This is a genomic window from Arthrobacter sp. W4I7 (assembly GCF_030816215.1).
GTDB classification, from domain to species: domain Bacteria; phylum Actinomycetota; class Actinomycetes; order Actinomycetales; family Micrococcaceae; genus Arthrobacter; species Arthrobacter siccitolerans_A.
Genome location: NZ_JAUSXU010000001.1, coordinates 1,375,691 through 1,389,403, shown reverse-complemented (window position 1 = coordinate 1,389,403; position 13,713 = coordinate 1,375,691). Strand labels below are relative to the sequence as shown.

Sequence of the window (13,713 nt, the reverse complement as noted above, 5' to 3'; positions counted from 1 at the left end):
GCCCTAGCCCTGCGCCAGCTGGTTGAGCCCGTCCGCTATCTGGGTGAGCCGGCCGAGGACTGCCGTGGCTTGTCCGGGTGTACGGGCGGCGAGTCCCGACGAGGGTGTAACCCGCACGGTGCTTAGCCCCTCAGGGGACAGGCCCAGCTGCCGCCACGGACGCCACACGGCGTCAACACAGCCAGGGACTTTGGGCAGCGACTCCCCTGCGGCGTCCAACACACCGATCCAGAGCCGCTTGCCTGCCTCCGCCGCTCCCGCCAGCTGCTCCCACTGGCGGGAAGTCAAAGCCCTCAGCGGAACAGCAATACCGTCCGCTCCGGCGGCCAGGATCTGTTCGAACGGGGCCTCCACCTCGGGAACGGAAATCACGATCTCCGCGGCACCGGCCGCGCGCAAAGCGTCCAGCACCACCCGCCAGGATTCCCGCGCTTCTGAGGAGGGGACCGCCCGCAGGGTGCGGTAGCCGCTGGCGGTGGGGATCGTGCCGGCCAGTACTGCCGAAATATCGGGCTCATCGATCTGGACCACCAGCCGGGCACCGGGAACCGCTGCCGCCACCCGGGAGAGGTAGCGGCCCACGCCGGCAGCGAGTGAGGCGGCAAGGTCCCGCCGGGCACCGTAGTCGATCAGGGCACGCTCGCCGTTGTGCAGGTGCAGGCCGGCTGCCAGGCTGAGCGGTCCCACCAGCTGCACTTTGAATTCGGCAGCGGGATTGTCCTCGGCACCGGCTACATCGGCGAGGACGTTGATGTCGGTGGCCAGGGCGGAGGCAGCACGGCGGAAGTCCTTGCCGGGCCGGTCCACGAGTCGCCAACCGTAGGGCTGCACGTCAACGGCAAGTTCTTCCAGCATGGCGGCCGTACGTCCCAGGGCGTCTGAGCCGACGCCCCGGTCCGGCAGTTCGGCAAGGAACGGAAGGTGCGGGCTGCCCAGCTCACCCCGGATAATTTTAGCTGCTTCCACCGGGTCTTCCCCCGGCCAGGGGCCCAGGCCGGTGGCCGTCACTTCCTGCGGCGGTGCCGCACCCGCGCCGGTTGCAGGGCCGGGTTCGTGCCGTTCGCCGGTCACGCGAGGGCTGATGCCTGGGGGTGCTGTCCCGAGGCTGCCTGGTGGTCTTCGGCGATTGCCTCGTGATGCCGGATGACCTCGCCGATGATGAAATTCAGGAACTTTTCCGCGAATGCGGGGTCAAGGTGTGCGTCTTCGGCCAGCTTGCGGAGCCTGGCGATCTGCGCCGCCTCGCGGCCGGGGTCGCCGGCGGGGAGCCGGTGGGCAGCCTTGAGGAAGCCCACTTTCTGGGTTGCCTTGAAGCGCTCGGCCAGGAGGTAGACCAGCGTGGCGTCGATGTTGTCGATGCTGGAACGGATGGACAGCAGTTCAGCCATCACCGACTGGTCCACCTGGCCGGCCAGGGAGCTGGCTGAGGGATCGTAGTCGTCGGAGTCAGGAGCGTGAAGGTTGTGCTGCGTCATGGTTCAAGTCTATGGGCAGCCGAAGGAATCAACCGGCTGTTAAGCGCCGGTGCCGGCATTGCGCCGGCACCGGCGCTGGCTTCGGGCCAGCCCCAAGGCCCGCTGCCCGCGTGGCGCAGCGGGCCTTGGCTCGTGGGCCAGTGGTCCGTCAGATACCGAGCAGTGCCCTGTTTTCTTCCCGCCGCCGCGCCTGTTCCTGGGGGTCGGGTACCGGCAGGGAGGCAATCAGCCGCCGCGTATAGTCGTGCTGCGGGTTTCCCATGACCTGGCTGCCGATGCCCTGTTCCACCAGCCTGCCCTTGTACAGCACGCCCACCCACTGGGACAGGATGTCCACCACCGCAAGGTCATGGCTGATGAACAGGCAGGCGAAGCCGAACTCCTGCTGGATGTCCCTGAACAGCTCCAGAACCTTCGCCTGCACCGAAACGTCCAGTGCCGACGTCGGCTCGTCAGCTATCAGCAGCCGCGGGTTAAGGCTCAGGGCCCGTGCCAGAGAGGCCCGCTGGCGCTGCCCGCCGGACAGTTCGTGCGGGTAGCGTCTTGCGTACGACGCCGGCAGCTGGACTGACTCGAGCAACTCACCGACACGTTTGCGCGCCTGTGCCGGGCTCGGCTTGGTGTGGATCACCATGGGTTCGGCGATGCATTCCCCGATGGTCAGTTGCGGGTTGAAGGAGGCGGCGGGGTCCTGGAAGACGAAGCCGATGTCCTTCCGGAGCGGTTTGAAGGTCCGCTCCTTCAGGTTGAGCATTTCGTACCCCAGCACGCGGAGGCTGCCGCCCGTGGTCCTGTTCAGCCCGGCGATGGCCCGTCCGATGGTGGTCTTTCCGGACCCGGATTCCCCTACGAGCCCGAAGACCTCTCCCCGGGACACGGTGAAACTCACCCCGTCCACGGCCTTGAAGGCCGGTGTTCCCAGCCTGCCCGGATACTCGATGGTCAGGTTGTCGGCTTCCACCAGGATCTCCTCGTCCTGGTGGGCACGGCTGGTCAGTCCCTCGGACGCAGAATTGTGCCCCAGGTGCGGCACCGCGGCGAGGAGCTTGCGCGTGTAGTCCTGCCGCGGTTCAGCAAACAGCCTCCGCGCCGGCGCTTCCTCCACCACGTCGCCTTGGTACATCACCACCACACGGTCGGCGAGGTCGGCCACCACGCCCATGTTGTGCGTGATCAGCACAATGGACGTGCCGTACTTGTCGCGCAGGTCCCGGAGCAGCTCCAGGATCTCGGCCTGGACTGTGACATCCAGGGCGGTGGTGGGTTCGTCCGCCACGATCAGGCCGGGATTCAGTGCCAGTGCCGCTGCGATGACCACCCGCTGCTTCTGGCCGCCGGAGAACTGGTGGGGATAGTAGTTGACGCGGTGCTCGGGATCGGGGATGCCTACTTTGCGGAGCGCTTCGATGGCGCGGGATTTCGCTTCCTTGCCCGAAACCCTCTTTCCACCGCCGCTGCCCGCATGGGCCCGGATGCCTTCGGCGATCTGCCAGCCCACAGTGAACACCGGGTTCAGTGCCGTGGACGGTTCCTGGAACACCATGGCCACGTCGCGGCCGCGGATCTGGCGCAGCCGCGCGGCGCTGACGCTGATCACGTTGGCCCCGTTAATCAGCACTGTGCCCGAACTGGTGGCGGTCTCGGGAAGCAGGCCCAGGATGGTTTTGGCGGTGACCGTTTTGCCGGACCCCGACTCCCCCACGATCGCCAGCACTTCGCCCTTCCTGACTTCGAGGCTGACATCCTTCACTGCGTGGACATCACCTGAATCGGTAGCGAATGTGACCTTGAGGTGGTCGATGTCGAGAACGGGATGGCCGGCGCCGGCCCCTTGTCCCGGCGGTGGATCGATGTTGACGGTCATGAGTTCCTCACATCTGCTGCGATGGCCGCTGTAGCCACGGACGCCGCGGAGCTGCCGCCGGCGCGTTTGCGGCCACGGAGCCGCGGATCGTTCAGGTCGTTGATGCTCTCGCCCATCAGGGTCAGCCCCACCACCGTCAGCACAATGGCTAAGCCGGGGAACACGCCGGTCCACCAGATACCGGAGGATGCATCGGACAGTGCCTTGTTCAGGTCAAATCCCCATTCGGCTGCGGAGCTTGGCTCGATGCCAAAGCCCAGGAAGCCCAGGCCGGCAAGGGTGAGGATGGCCTCGGAGGCGTTGAGCGTGAAGATCAGAGGCAGGGTCCTGGTGGCGTTGGCGAAGATATGCCGGCCAATGATCCTTGCACTGGAGGCGCCAACAACCTGGGCTGATTCAACGAAGGGTTCGGCCTTAAGCCGAATTGTTTCAGCACGGATCACCCGGAAATACTGTGGGACAAACACTGCCGTGATCGCCAGCCCGCAGGCGAGGATTCCGCCCCAGAAACTGGACTGGCCCTTGTTGATGGCGATGGACATAACGATCGCCACAAGGAGCGTGGGGAATGCGTAAATGGCGTCTGCGATCACCACCAGGACCCGGTCCAGCCAGCCGCCAACGTAGCCGCTGATGAGTCCGAGGAAGACCCCAAGGAAGATGGACATCAACACGGCAGCCACCAGCACCGCCGCTGCTGTCTGCGATCCCCAAATAACGCGGGAGAGGACGTCATAGCCGCCAACAGTTGTGCCCCATGGATGCTTGCCGCCAGGTTCGGCTTGGGCCGGGAACGAGCCGGCGTCATCGGAAATCTGGGAGTATCCGTAGGGTGCCAGCAGCGGCGCAAATATTGCGGCCACCACAAAAATGACGCACAGCACGACGCCGATGAGTAGCATCGTGCGCTGCAAACCAACGCTTTGGCGGATGTGGGACGCGACCGGCAGCCGGTCAAGCAATGGCTTCTTGGGATGGGGCAGGGCTTCCGTCTTCATCAGTACCTCACCCGCGGATCGATCAGGGCGGCGGCAATATCCACCACGAAATTGGTGACCGCCACAATGACAGCCAGCAGCATCACTATGCCCTGGACGGCCACAAAGTCCCGCGCGGTGAGGTACTGCGCCAGTTGATACCCGAGGCCTTTCCATTCAAAAGTGGTCTCGGTCAGCACTGCGCCGCCGAGCATGAGCGCGATCTGCAAACCCATGACGGTGATGATGGGGATCAGGGCCGGCTTATAGGCGTGCTTGGTGACAAGCCGGTATTCGCTGACTCCGCGGGACCGGCCTGCCTCAACATAATCCTTGCCCAGGGTGCCGATCACGTTAGTGCGGACCAGGCGCAGGAAGACGCCGGCTGTGAGCAAACCCAGCGCGACGGCGGGCAGGACTGCGTGATGGACAATATCGCCAAACGCCGCCAGATCGCTGCTGCGCAGGGCGTCCAGCCAGTAGATGCCGGTGGGCGCTGCCAGCCTGCCCATTGCCAGTTCCGTTGTGGTGGAAGCGCGGCCCGCAACCGGGAACCAGCCCAGGCCCACGGAAAAAATCAGCTTCAGCAGCAGGCCCGCGAAGAAAACGGGGGTGGCATAGCAGAGGATCGCGAACAGCCGCAGGAAGGCGTCGGGAACCTTGTCGCGTTTGTGCGCGGCGAACATCCCCAGCGGAATTCCCACGAGCAGCGCCACCAATAAGGCGTTAACGCTCAGTTCCAGCGTGGCTGCGCCGAAAGTAGCCAGCATCTCAATGACGGGCCGCCCGTCTGAGATGGTCCTGCCAAAGTTGCCCGTGGCGATGTGGCCGAGGTACTCGATGTACTGAATGAAGAGGTTCCGGTCGTAGCCGGCCTGGTGAATCAGCGCGTCAATCTGCTCCTGGGGAAGGCGTCCGCCCTGGGCTGCAGTGATGGGATCGCCGGTGATCCGCATCAGAAAGAAAACCAGGGTGACGAGGATGAATATTGTCGGGAAAATGAGCAGGAAGCGGATCAGGATGTATCTCCCAAGGCCACCTCCCGCGGATTTTGATTTGGCTGGCGCAACCGTTGGCGGCGGCGTATCGATCATTGTGGCCATGCTGTCCCTGCTTGATATGGAAACGACGAGTCTGGGGGCCAACAGGTAGGAGGCAGGACCGCTAGGGCCCCGCCTCCTACGCTGGTGTGTTGCTGATTACTTGGAAACGGTGCCCAGCCGGAACTTGAAGGATGCATCCAGCGTGGACTCCACGCCCTTCACGCTGGTCCCGGACACGGCAACCTGCGCGCCCTGCAGCAGAGGCAGCGTGGAGATGTCCTTGGCCAACTGGTTCTGGACGTCCTGGATGGTCTTCTCACGCTCTGATTTGTCGGCGGTGACAAGCTGCTTGGCGATCAGCGCTTCCACATCAGTGTTGGAGTAGTGGTTTTTAAAAAAACCGCCCTTCGGGAACATCGGCGTCAGGTAGTTGTCCGGGTCGCTGAAGTCCGGGAACCAGCCGAGCTGGAAGACCGGGTAGCTGTCCTTCTTGGACGCCGCGTTGTACGTGACCCACTCCGTGGACTGCAGATCCACAGTGAAGAGGCCACTCTTCTCCAGCTGGTCCTTGACCATGGCGTACTCGTCACCTGAGGACTTGCCGTAGTGGTCCGGGTTGTACTGCAGCTTGATATTCACGGGGCTGGTGATACCGGCGTCGGACATGGCTTTCTTGGCCTTGTCGAGGCTGGGCTTGCCCGAGCCGTCCCCGTAGGCCTGCTTGAAGGACTCGTTGGCACCCAGGAAACCCGAGGGGACGTTGGACCACATGGGCAGGTAGGTGCCCTTGTAGACCTGGTCCGAAATAGCTTGGCGGTCCACAAGGTTGGCTGCGGCCTGGCGGACTGCCAGCGCCTTCTTCGGATCTGCTTCCGGCGTCTTTGCGCCGAAGGGCATGGTGTCGAAGTTGAAGACGATGTAGCGCATCTCACCACCGGGCCCGATATTGACCTTGACGTTGGAGTCCTTTTTGAGGTCGTCGATGTCCGTAGCGCTGAGGCTGCGGTTGGCTACATCGATCTGTCCGCCCTTGACCTCCAACTTCATGTTGGTCTGGTCGGTGTAGTACTTGATGGTGGCCCCGCCGTTGGCCGGCTTGCCCAGGACACCTTGGTAATCGGGCCAGGCCGACAGGCTCACCAGCGTGTTCTTGCTGTAGGAATCAATGACGTACTGGCCGTAGAACGCCTTGGCTTTGACAATCTCCTCGTCGGCGAGAAGTTTGTCCGCCGGGAAGACCTCATCGTCCACAATCGGAGCTGCCGGGCTCTGCAGGATCTGCGCGAACGTTTGGTCATTTGGCTGTTTAAGCGTGAATACCACCGTGCCGGCATCAGGCGTGGCAATGGACTCGATGTTGGTCAGCAGTGATGCAGGACCGTTGGGATCGGCAATCTTGGTCTGGCGGTCGAACGAGAACTTTACGTCTTTGGAGTCCAGCACGTGTCCATTGGCCCATTTGAGGCCGGTCTTCATCTTGACCGTGAACTCGGTGGGTTTGGTGAAGGAGCCAGATTCCGCCAGGTCTGGCGCAGGTTCTGCGCCGCCGGGCTTGGAGTTCATCAGGAAGGAGTAGATCTGGTTCATCACCATGAAGGAGCCGTTGTCGTACGAGCCCGCGGGATCCAGTGCGGTGACCTTGTCGGTGGTGCCGTACGCAATGACGCTGCCGCTGCTTCCATTCCCCGATGCCGTGCTGCCACCGCCACCGCCGGACGGGCCCGTGCAGGCCGTCAGTGCGAGCGCGGAAATGCCTGCCAGCGCGATAGCGCCGTGCAGTGCCTTGATGCTCTTCGTCATCTGTGAACTTTCTGTTCGATGAGTACGTGTCCGCCAGCCACTGCTGGATACCTTTTGCCAAGCGGGAGCACGCTGTGCTGATGCCTCGATTCAATCAGAGAGTCAACCCTCACGGCGGCCCATTTAGTGAGTTGAGACACAAAATTTACCTTGCAGCAGTACAGCCCGCGGCTTGCACCCAGAAGGGGGCTGGAGGGCAACAAAAACGCCGCCCCGGCGGAACCGGGACGGCGTTCAGGAAGCTGCGGATCTAAAGTTCGGCGCGCTGGAGCGAACGGGCGGCGTCGATAGTGGCTTGGCCCAGGACGCGGCTGCCCTGGTAGAGGACAACTGTCTGCCCCGGTGCCACACCACGAAGGGGATCGGTCAGGCGGACCACCAGCTGCCCGGACGCGTCATCTCCGACCACCTCCATGCGTGCCGTCGCCGGCACCGGATCCCCGTGGGCACGCACTTGCGCGTAGCAGTCGAAGTCCTGGCCGGTTTCCACCTCGGCGATGGGCAGACCCGCCCAGGACACCTTGATGCCCCGGATTTCATCAATTGCGAGCAGCGCCTCGGGACCCACCACCACTTTGTTTTCCTTGGGCCGGATTTCCAGGACGAAGCGCGGCTTCCCGTCAGCAGCCGGCGTGCCCAGCTTCAGCCCGCGCCGCTGGCCCACAGTGAAAGCGTTGGCGCCGGGATGCTCCCCCACCTTGGCACCGGTTTCGTCCACGATGTCGCCGGTTGTCATGTCGATCTTTTCCGCGAGCCACCCGGCGGTATCACCGTCGGGGATGAAGCAGATGTCGTGGCTGTCAGGCTTGTTGGCCACGGACAGGCCGCGCCGCTCAGCTTCCGCACGAACTTCAGCCTTGGAGGGGGTGTCAGCAAGCGGGAACATGGAGTGCTTGAGCTGCTCGTGCGTCAGGACGCCCAGCACGTAGCTCTGGTCCTTGGCCCAGTCCGCGGCCCGGTGGAGTTCCCGGTTGCCGTCCGCGTCCTCGATGACCTTGGCGTAGTGCCCGGTGCAGACGGCATCGAAGCCCAGTGCGATGGCCTTTTCCAGCAACGCGGCGAACTTGATCCGCTCGTTGCAGCGCATGCACGGGTTGGGGGTGCGGCCGGCGGCGTATTCGTCGATGAAGTCCTGGACGACGTCTTCCTTGAAGCGTTCAGAGAAATCCCACACATAGTAAGGAATACCCAAGACGTCGCAGGCGCGCCAGGCGTCGCGCGAGTCTTCGATGGTGCAGCAGCCCCGGCTTCCAGTGCGCAGCGTACCGGGCATGCGCGACAGCGCCAGGTGGACGCCGACGACGTCGTGCCCCGCCTCGACGGCGCGGGCGGCGGCAACGGCGGAATCAACGCCGCCGCTCATGGCTGCTAGAACTCGCATGGTGGCTTCCTGTTGGATGGTTCCGGCTCCTGGCCGGTGCTTGCTGCCAGTGCTGGCCGAATCTGCTGGCTGAAATTGCTGCCGGGGAGAAATTGACGCTCCGGAAACGATCTTCGCCTATCTATTCTACGGCCTGCCCGCAAGCACACTCTCAGCGGCCGCCCATACCCTGGCGGGCCACCGTGCCGGCGGTTTGAATGGAAGACTCATGGCCCGCCATTCCCGCCTGACGGGCCCTGGTATAGGCGTCCGGAAGGGCGGCCAGCAGCGCGTCCACGTCCTCACCGCTAGAGGAGTGCCCCAGGGTGAAGCGCTGGGCTCCGCGCGCTGTTTCCTCGTCCAGTCCCATAGCGAGCAGCACGTGGGAGGGCCGCGGGACGCCCGCGGTGCAGGCTGACCCCGTGGACGATTCCACTCCTGCGAGGTCCAGCAGGAAGAGCAGTGAGTCCCCCTCGCAGCCGGGGAAGGTGAAGTGTGCGTTGCCGGGCAGCCGGCCGTTCCCGGGTGCGCCACGCAGGACGGCTTCGGGCACCCGCTCCCGGACGCCGTCGATCAGCCGGTCGCGGAGGGCGGCTATCCGGGCAGATTCCGCGGCAAGGTTGGCAGTTGCATTCTCCGCGGCTGCAGCAAAAGCGGCGATCGAGGCGGTGTCCAGCGTGCCGGAGCGGACATCGCGCTCCTGCCCGCCGCCATGCTGGACCGGGGTGAGTTTGACCGACCTCCCCAGCAGCAGGGCACCCACTCCCACGGGTCCACCGATCTTGTGCCCGGAGATGGACATGGCGTCCAGGCCAGATGCCTTGAAGTCCACCGGCACGGAGCCGAAGGCCTGCACGGCGTCCGAGTGAACGGGAACGCCGGCCGCGTGGGCAAGTTCCACCACGCGGTGGATGGGCTGGATGGTCCCCACTTCGTTGTTGGCCCACATCACGGTGACCAACGCCACCGACTCCGGGTCACGGGCAAGTTCAGCTTCCAGGACGGCCAGATCCACCGCCCCGTCACTGTCCACCGGGAGCCAGGTGACGTCTGCACCTTCGTGCCGCTCCAGCCACTCCACTGTGTCCATCACTGCATGATGTTCGACGGCGGAACACAGGATGCGCCGCCGCGCCGGCTTTTCGCCCACGCGCGACCAGTACAGCCCCTTCACCGCGAGATTGTCCGATTCAGTGCCGCCGGACGTAAATATCACTTCTGAGGGGTGCGCACCGGCCGCTGCAGCAATGGCTTCGCGGGCGTCTTCCACTGCCCGGCGGGCGCGGCGGCCCGAGCCGTGAAGGGATGAGGGGTTGCCGGTGCGGGCAAGTTCACGCGTCAGGGCAGCCAGCGCTTCCGGAGAAAGAGGTGTGGTGGCAGCATGATCGAGGTAAACGGGCACCCTGCAATTCTAGCCGCCGTGCCCTGACCGGTCAGGTGGGCGGCGTGATCCTTGCGCAGCAGTGGCCGGGCACGTCGGCGGGCACCACCCTGCCGCCGGAGGCGTCCAGGCGGTCTGCCGCCCCCTGCAGGAACGCCCCGTTCATGGTGCACACCACCCCGGGATGTTTGTCCGAGAGACGGTGGAAAGGGCAATTGGGCAGGAGGAAACCCCCGTCACCGTCCGGTTGGGGCCGGTAGCCGGCCTGGGCCAGGAAGTCCTCGAGGGTCGCAGCCCCCTCTGCCATGGCCTCCCCCTTGCGGTACGACTCCGCCGGCAGCGTATCGTCAATAGGCTCCCCCCCAGTGGTGGATTTTTCGATGGCGGCGGCCATCAGTTCCCCGGCAAGATCGTAGTTCCGGTCCGGCACGGAGGCCCCGATTTCGTCGGCGACAGGACGGTACATCTTGGCTGGACGCCCCGAGCCGGGTCCCGTTTTCCCTGGCGGCTTGTGAAATTCGACCGCCAGCAGGCCGTCCTGCACCAGGCGGTCCAAGTGGAAGGAAACGGTGCTCCGGGGAATTCCGGCACGCTGCGCAACGTCGTCACGGCCCACTGCGCCGGGGGAAGACACCACAAGTTCAAAAAGCTGGCGGCGCTTTTCATCGCCGAGGGAGGCAAGCGCTGCCATGCGGTTCGCCCAGGGAAGTCTGGCCATTGCTCCACCAATCCAAAGTCAAGATGTATTGATTATAGACCCTCCTAGTTTCTAAAATGGGGGAACCTACTTTTAGAAGGAGTCAGTTGTGAAAACCACATCAGCACTGCGCGCCAACACCACCACCACGGAGCCTGCCCGGCAGGCATTCCTGTTGCTGCGGACTGTCTTCACCGTCGCGCCGATCCTCTTTGGGCTCGACAAGTTCACGAACATCCTGACGGACTGGACCATGTACCTCGCGCCCCAGGCCACGGCGCTGGTGCCCTTGCCTGCCCAGACCTTTATGTACGTGGTGGGCGTAGTGGAAGTCGTCGCGGGCATCGCAGTGGCGGTCCGGCCGAAGTTCGGATCACTCCTGGTGGCAGCGTGGCTGTGCGGAATCATCGTGAACCTCCTGTTGCTCGGAGCATTCTTCGACGTGGCGCTGCGCGACTTCGGGCTGCTGGTTGGCGCCCTCGCGCTCAACAGGCTCGCCCAGCAGGCTGCTGCCCGGCCGTCGGGGATCTAGGCCGAAGGAGGCAGGACCGGCAGGAACCGCACAGCGTCCGCCCTGGCCGAGGCCAGGGCGGACGCATCCGGGCATGAAACAGAAACGTAGATTGACGATCCCGAGGTGGCGAAGAGCCTGGCAAGCACCGTAGCTGCCCTGCCCCCTGGCGCGGCAGCCTCTTCCAGGACCAGCACCTCCACCGCGTGGCCCGGAGTGGATTCGTCGCCGCCCCATCGCAGCGTGGCGGCCTTCAGGTACTCAGGGAGGATGGTGGGATCGAGGTACTGAAAGAGGGCAAGTGTTGACCCGCGGTCATCACCCTGCGCCAGCACCTCCTGGTTGGTACGGACCTTTGCGGCAACGAGGCACCCGTCTGCCTTGAGGTAGTGGCTTTCGCCGGCCACGTTGTCCTTGACCATCGTCCAGCCAGGGGCGTCCTTCAGACCGTCCGAGATGCCTACCGGAACTCCGCGGGCGAGGATGCCGCCGGACGCGAAGGGCAAGTCCTGCGCCGCCACTGCCTCAGCATCGTGGCCCGGCGTGATGGTGGGGGTGGCAAGTACTGAGGCGGTTTCCACAGGTTGAGGTGCGGAGGGGTCGGGAACGCCAACGCTGCAGCCGGCGGTCAGCACGGAGGCGAGAACCGCTGCCGCCAGCGGCAACCGTCCCGTCCGGACCCTGCCGGCCCGTGCCGCCGTCGTCGGCTTTTCCATGTCCTCCCCCATTGTGTTCCCTGACCTGCCATTCTTTGCCCGCTGCCCGGCAGTTATCTTTCACGAGTCTAAACTCCGCCTGATCCCGCCCCGGCCGGGAACCCGGAACGCCGGCACGGACGTTGTCAGATCAAGGGCCGATAAGCTGGCCGGACAGGGCTGCCCTCCGCGGACCGGCCGTTTCAACACGAAGGATGCGTGCTTGACCGAGAGCAACTCCCACTACCAGGTGCTTCGCGTGGCAGTCACCGCCACCGAGAAGGAAATCAAGGTGGCCTATCGGCGCGCCGCCCGCCTGGCCCACCCCGACCATGGCGGGGATCCTGCCGCATTCCGCCGGGTGACAAGCGCCTATGAAACCCTGATCGACCCGCAGCGGCGGAAAGCGTACGACCGCTCCTACGCCGCAGGAACCGCCGGCATACCCGATGCCGAGCCACACTTTGATGCACCGCCGGCGGGCAGCAGGGCTTCGGCCACCGTGCACAAGACCGGCGGCACCCGGAACACCGCCGGCGACCCGCCTGTCTACGTCCCCCCTTACAGTTCGGGAGCGGACGGCGGCGTTCCCTTGATTCCGTTGGCGCAGGCTAGCCAGCAGGTGCACGGCATGCCGCGGAAACGCGGCATTTTCGGGGCAGAAGCCCGGATCCAGCGCGAGATGCGAACAGTCCAGCTCCTGACCCGCCAGGTACTGCCGGCCATTCCGGCGGCCCGCCTGATCAACGGACTCCAGTCGCCGGCGGACAACAGCCACATCGACCATGCGGTGCTGTCCGGATACCGGCTGGCACTCATCGGCTCCATGCTGCTGCCCAAAGGAGCCTATGCCTGGGACGGCAGGACGCTGAACCACGGCGGCCGCTCCATTGCCCCGCCGCAGCTGGCGCATATCGTCCGCGCCATGCAGGACGTCTTCCCCGAATTGAACGTCACGGGCTGGACCGTGGTCCAGAGCCCGCACGGCAACCTGCACGAGCCGGTGATCGACGACCATCGCCGGTCCTCCGGCGGGCTGGAGACCGTCCGGATCGTCAACGCGGCCGGAATGGTGCGGGGCGTCAAGGAGTTCCTGGCGTCCGGGCCGGCCCCCAATACCGTCAACGTGCCAGTACTGGCCCGGTTGCTACGCGGCATGCACTGACCGGGTTGACTAGGATGGGATGGTGTTCCGCATCCTCTTCCACGAACCCGAAATCCCCGGCAATACCGGCAACGCCATCCGGCTGGCCGCCATCACCGGCGCTGAGCTGCACCTGGTGGAGCCCTTGGGGTTCGACTTCTCCGACGCGAAGCTCCGCCGCGCCGGGCTCGATTACCACGACCTCGCCGTCGTCACCGTGCACCGGACCATTGAGGATGCCTGGCAGCATCTTCAGCCTGAGCGTGTCTATGCTTTCACGTCGGACGGGACAGCAAGCTACACGGATATCGCCTACCAGCCCGGCGACGTGCTGATGTTCGGGCGGGAATCCGTGGGGCTGCCCGCGGAACTGAAAACGGATCCCCACGTCACCGCAACCGTGCGGCTGCCCATGCTGCCGGCCCTGCGCTCCCTCAACCTGGCCAATGCCGCCTCCATAGCCGTTTACGAAGCGTGGCGCCAGCAGGGCTTCGCCGGCGCCCGGATCTAGGCCCGCCCAAGCCGGGAGATCAGGCACGCCTGGCTACCGGGCCGGATACGCCGGAACCAGCGCGGGGATCTGCAGCTGAAACATTATTTGGCCTTGCCCCATCCACGCGCCCGGCTGTGCCGAATCCCTCTTGAGAACAGTCCATTAGCGATCAAGGAGCGGCAGGTGACACTTCTTCGGGCAGATTCCAGGACCAGCCGGGGCATCACCGGCGGCACGGCGGAGGATTCACCTCCTGGAGACTTATGCTTGGTA

The 13,713-nt window shown here is 64.8% G+C and carries 13 protein-coding genes; 3 read left to right on the top strand and 10 right to left on the bottom strand.

The window, feature by feature from the left end:
* Positions 1–3: 3 nt before the first annotated feature.
* From QF047_RS06420 to QF047_RS06380, 9 genes are all read right to left on the bottom strand, one after another.
* Positions 4–1,008 carry a hypothetical protein gene (locus QF047_RS06420; protein WP_373427797.1) on the bottom strand — a complete coding sequence of 335 codons (1,005 nt, stop codon included), beginning with the start codon at positions 1,006–1,008 and terminating at the stop codon, positions 4–6.
* 59 nt (positions 1,009–1,067) lie between these two features.
* Positions 1,068–1,475: a chorismate mutase gene (locus QF047_RS06415; RefSeq protein WP_307274952.1), complete on the bottom strand. Its 408-nt coding sequence runs from the start codon at positions 1,473–1,475 to the stop codon at positions 1,068–1,070.
* Positions 1,476–1,623: 148 nt separating this feature from the next.
* Complete coding sequence (locus QF047_RS06410) at positions 1,624–3,339, bottom strand: ABC transporter ATP-binding protein (RefSeq protein WP_307274950.1); 1,716 nt, start codon at positions 3,337–3,339, stop codon at positions 1,624–1,626.
* Positions 3,336–4,337 carry an ABC transporter permease gene (locus QF047_RS06405; protein WP_307274949.1) on the bottom strand — a complete coding sequence of 334 codons (1,002 nt, stop codon included), beginning with the start codon at positions 4,335–4,337 and terminating at the stop codon, positions 3,336–3,338. The genes QF047_RS06410 and QF047_RS06405 overlap by 4 nt, the downstream gene beginning before the upstream one ends.
* A complete protein-coding gene (locus tag QF047_RS06400; RefSeq protein WP_307274947.1) occupies positions 4,337–5,419 on the bottom strand; it encodes an ABC transporter permease in 1,083 nt (360 codons plus the stop codon). Before QF047_RS06400 ends, QF047_RS06405 begins: the two co-directional genes overlap by 1 nt.
* A 96-nt stretch (positions 5,420–5,515) precedes the next feature.
* Positions 5,516–7,159: an ABC transporter substrate-binding protein gene (locus QF047_RS06395; RefSeq protein WP_306634488.1), complete on the bottom strand. Its 1,644-nt coding sequence runs from the start codon at positions 7,157–7,159 to the stop codon at positions 5,516–5,518.
* 250 nt (positions 7,160–7,409) lie between these two features.
* Complete coding sequence (mnmA, locus tag QF047_RS06390) at positions 7,410–8,522, bottom strand: tRNA 2-thiouridine(34) synthase MnmA (RefSeq protein ID WP_373427796.1); 1,113 nt, start codon at positions 8,520–8,522, stop codon at positions 7,410–7,412.
* 169 nt (positions 8,523–8,691) lie between these two features.
* Positions 8,692–9,921, bottom strand: a complete 1,230-nt coding sequence (locus QF047_RS06385) for a cysteine desulfurase family protein (protein WP_306634492.1) — start codon at positions 9,919–9,921, stop codon at positions 8,692–8,694.
* Between the two features lie 31 nt (positions 9,922–9,952).
* Positions 9,953–10,618, bottom strand: a complete 666-nt coding sequence (locus tag QF047_RS06380) for a metalloregulator ArsR/SmtB family transcription factor (RefSeq protein WP_306634493.1) — start codon at positions 10,616–10,618, stop codon at positions 9,953–9,955.
* An 88-nt stretch (positions 10,619–10,706) separates the two neighbouring features.
* Between QF047_RS06380 and QF047_RS06375 the strand changes: the two genes are divergently transcribed.
* Positions 10,707–11,129: a hypothetical protein gene (locus QF047_RS06375; protein ID WP_306634495.1), complete on the top strand. Its 423-nt coding sequence runs from the start codon at positions 10,707–10,709 to the stop codon at positions 11,127–11,129.
* On the opposite strand, the gene QF047_RS06370 is transcribed toward QF047_RS06375, so the two are convergent.
* Complete coding sequence (locus tag QF047_RS06370; protein ID WP_307274940.1) at positions 11,126–11,836, bottom strand: hypothetical protein; 711 nt, start codon at positions 11,834–11,836, stop codon at positions 11,126–11,128. The two genes, QF047_RS06375 and QF047_RS06370, sit on opposite strands and share 4 nt — an antisense overlap.
* Before the next feature lie 190 nt (positions 11,837–12,026).
* Here QF047_RS06370 and QF047_RS06365 point away from each other — a divergent pair, with 190 nt between their 5' ends.
* A complete protein-coding gene (locus tag QF047_RS06365; RefSeq protein WP_307274938.1) occupies positions 12,027–12,968 on the top strand; it encodes a J domain-containing protein in 942 nt (313 codons plus the stop codon).
* Positions 12,969–12,990: 22 nt separating this feature from the next.
* Complete coding sequence (locus tag QF047_RS06360; RefSeq protein WP_307281802.1) at positions 12,991–13,458, top strand: tRNA (cytidine(34)-2'-O)-methyltransferase; 468 nt, start codon at positions 12,991–12,993, stop codon at positions 13,456–13,458.
* Positions 13,459–13,713: the final 255 nt, after the last annotated feature.

What these genes read in the sequence shown, in the direction of transcription:
- QF047_RS06395 (WP_306634488.1), bottom strand. Translation starts at nt 7,159, where the DNA reads ATGACGAAGAGCATCAAGGCACTGCACGGCGCTATCGCGCTGGCAGGC.
- QF047_RS06415 (WP_307274952.1), bottom strand. Translation starts at nt 1,475, where the DNA reads ATGACGCAGCACAACCTTCACGCTCCTGACTCCGACGACTACGATCCC.
- QF047_RS06400 (WP_307274947.1), bottom strand. Translation starts at nt 5,419, where the DNA reads ATGGCCACAATGATCGATACGCCGCCGCCAACGGTTGCGCCAGCCAAA.
- mnmA (WP_373427796.1), bottom strand. Translation starts at nt 8,522, where the DNA reads ATGAGCGGCGGCGTTGATTCCGCCGTTGCCGCCGCCCGCGCCGTCGAG.
- QF047_RS06370 (WP_307274940.1), bottom strand. Translation starts at nt 11,836, where the DNA reads ATGGGGGAGGACATGGAAAAGCCGACGACGGCGGCACGGGCCGGCAGG.
- QF047_RS06380 (WP_306634493.1), bottom strand. Translation starts at nt 10,618, where the DNA reads ATGGCCAGACTTCCCTGGGCGAACCGCATGGCAGCGCTTGCCTCCCTC.
- QF047_RS06405 (WP_307274949.1), bottom strand. Translation starts at nt 4,337, where the DNA reads ATGAAGACGGAAGCCCTGCCCCATCCCAAGAAGCCATTGCTTGACCGG.
- QF047_RS06410 (WP_307274950.1), bottom strand. Translation starts at nt 3,339, where the DNA reads ATGACCGTCAACATCGATCCACCGCCGGGACAAGGGGCCGGCGCCGGC.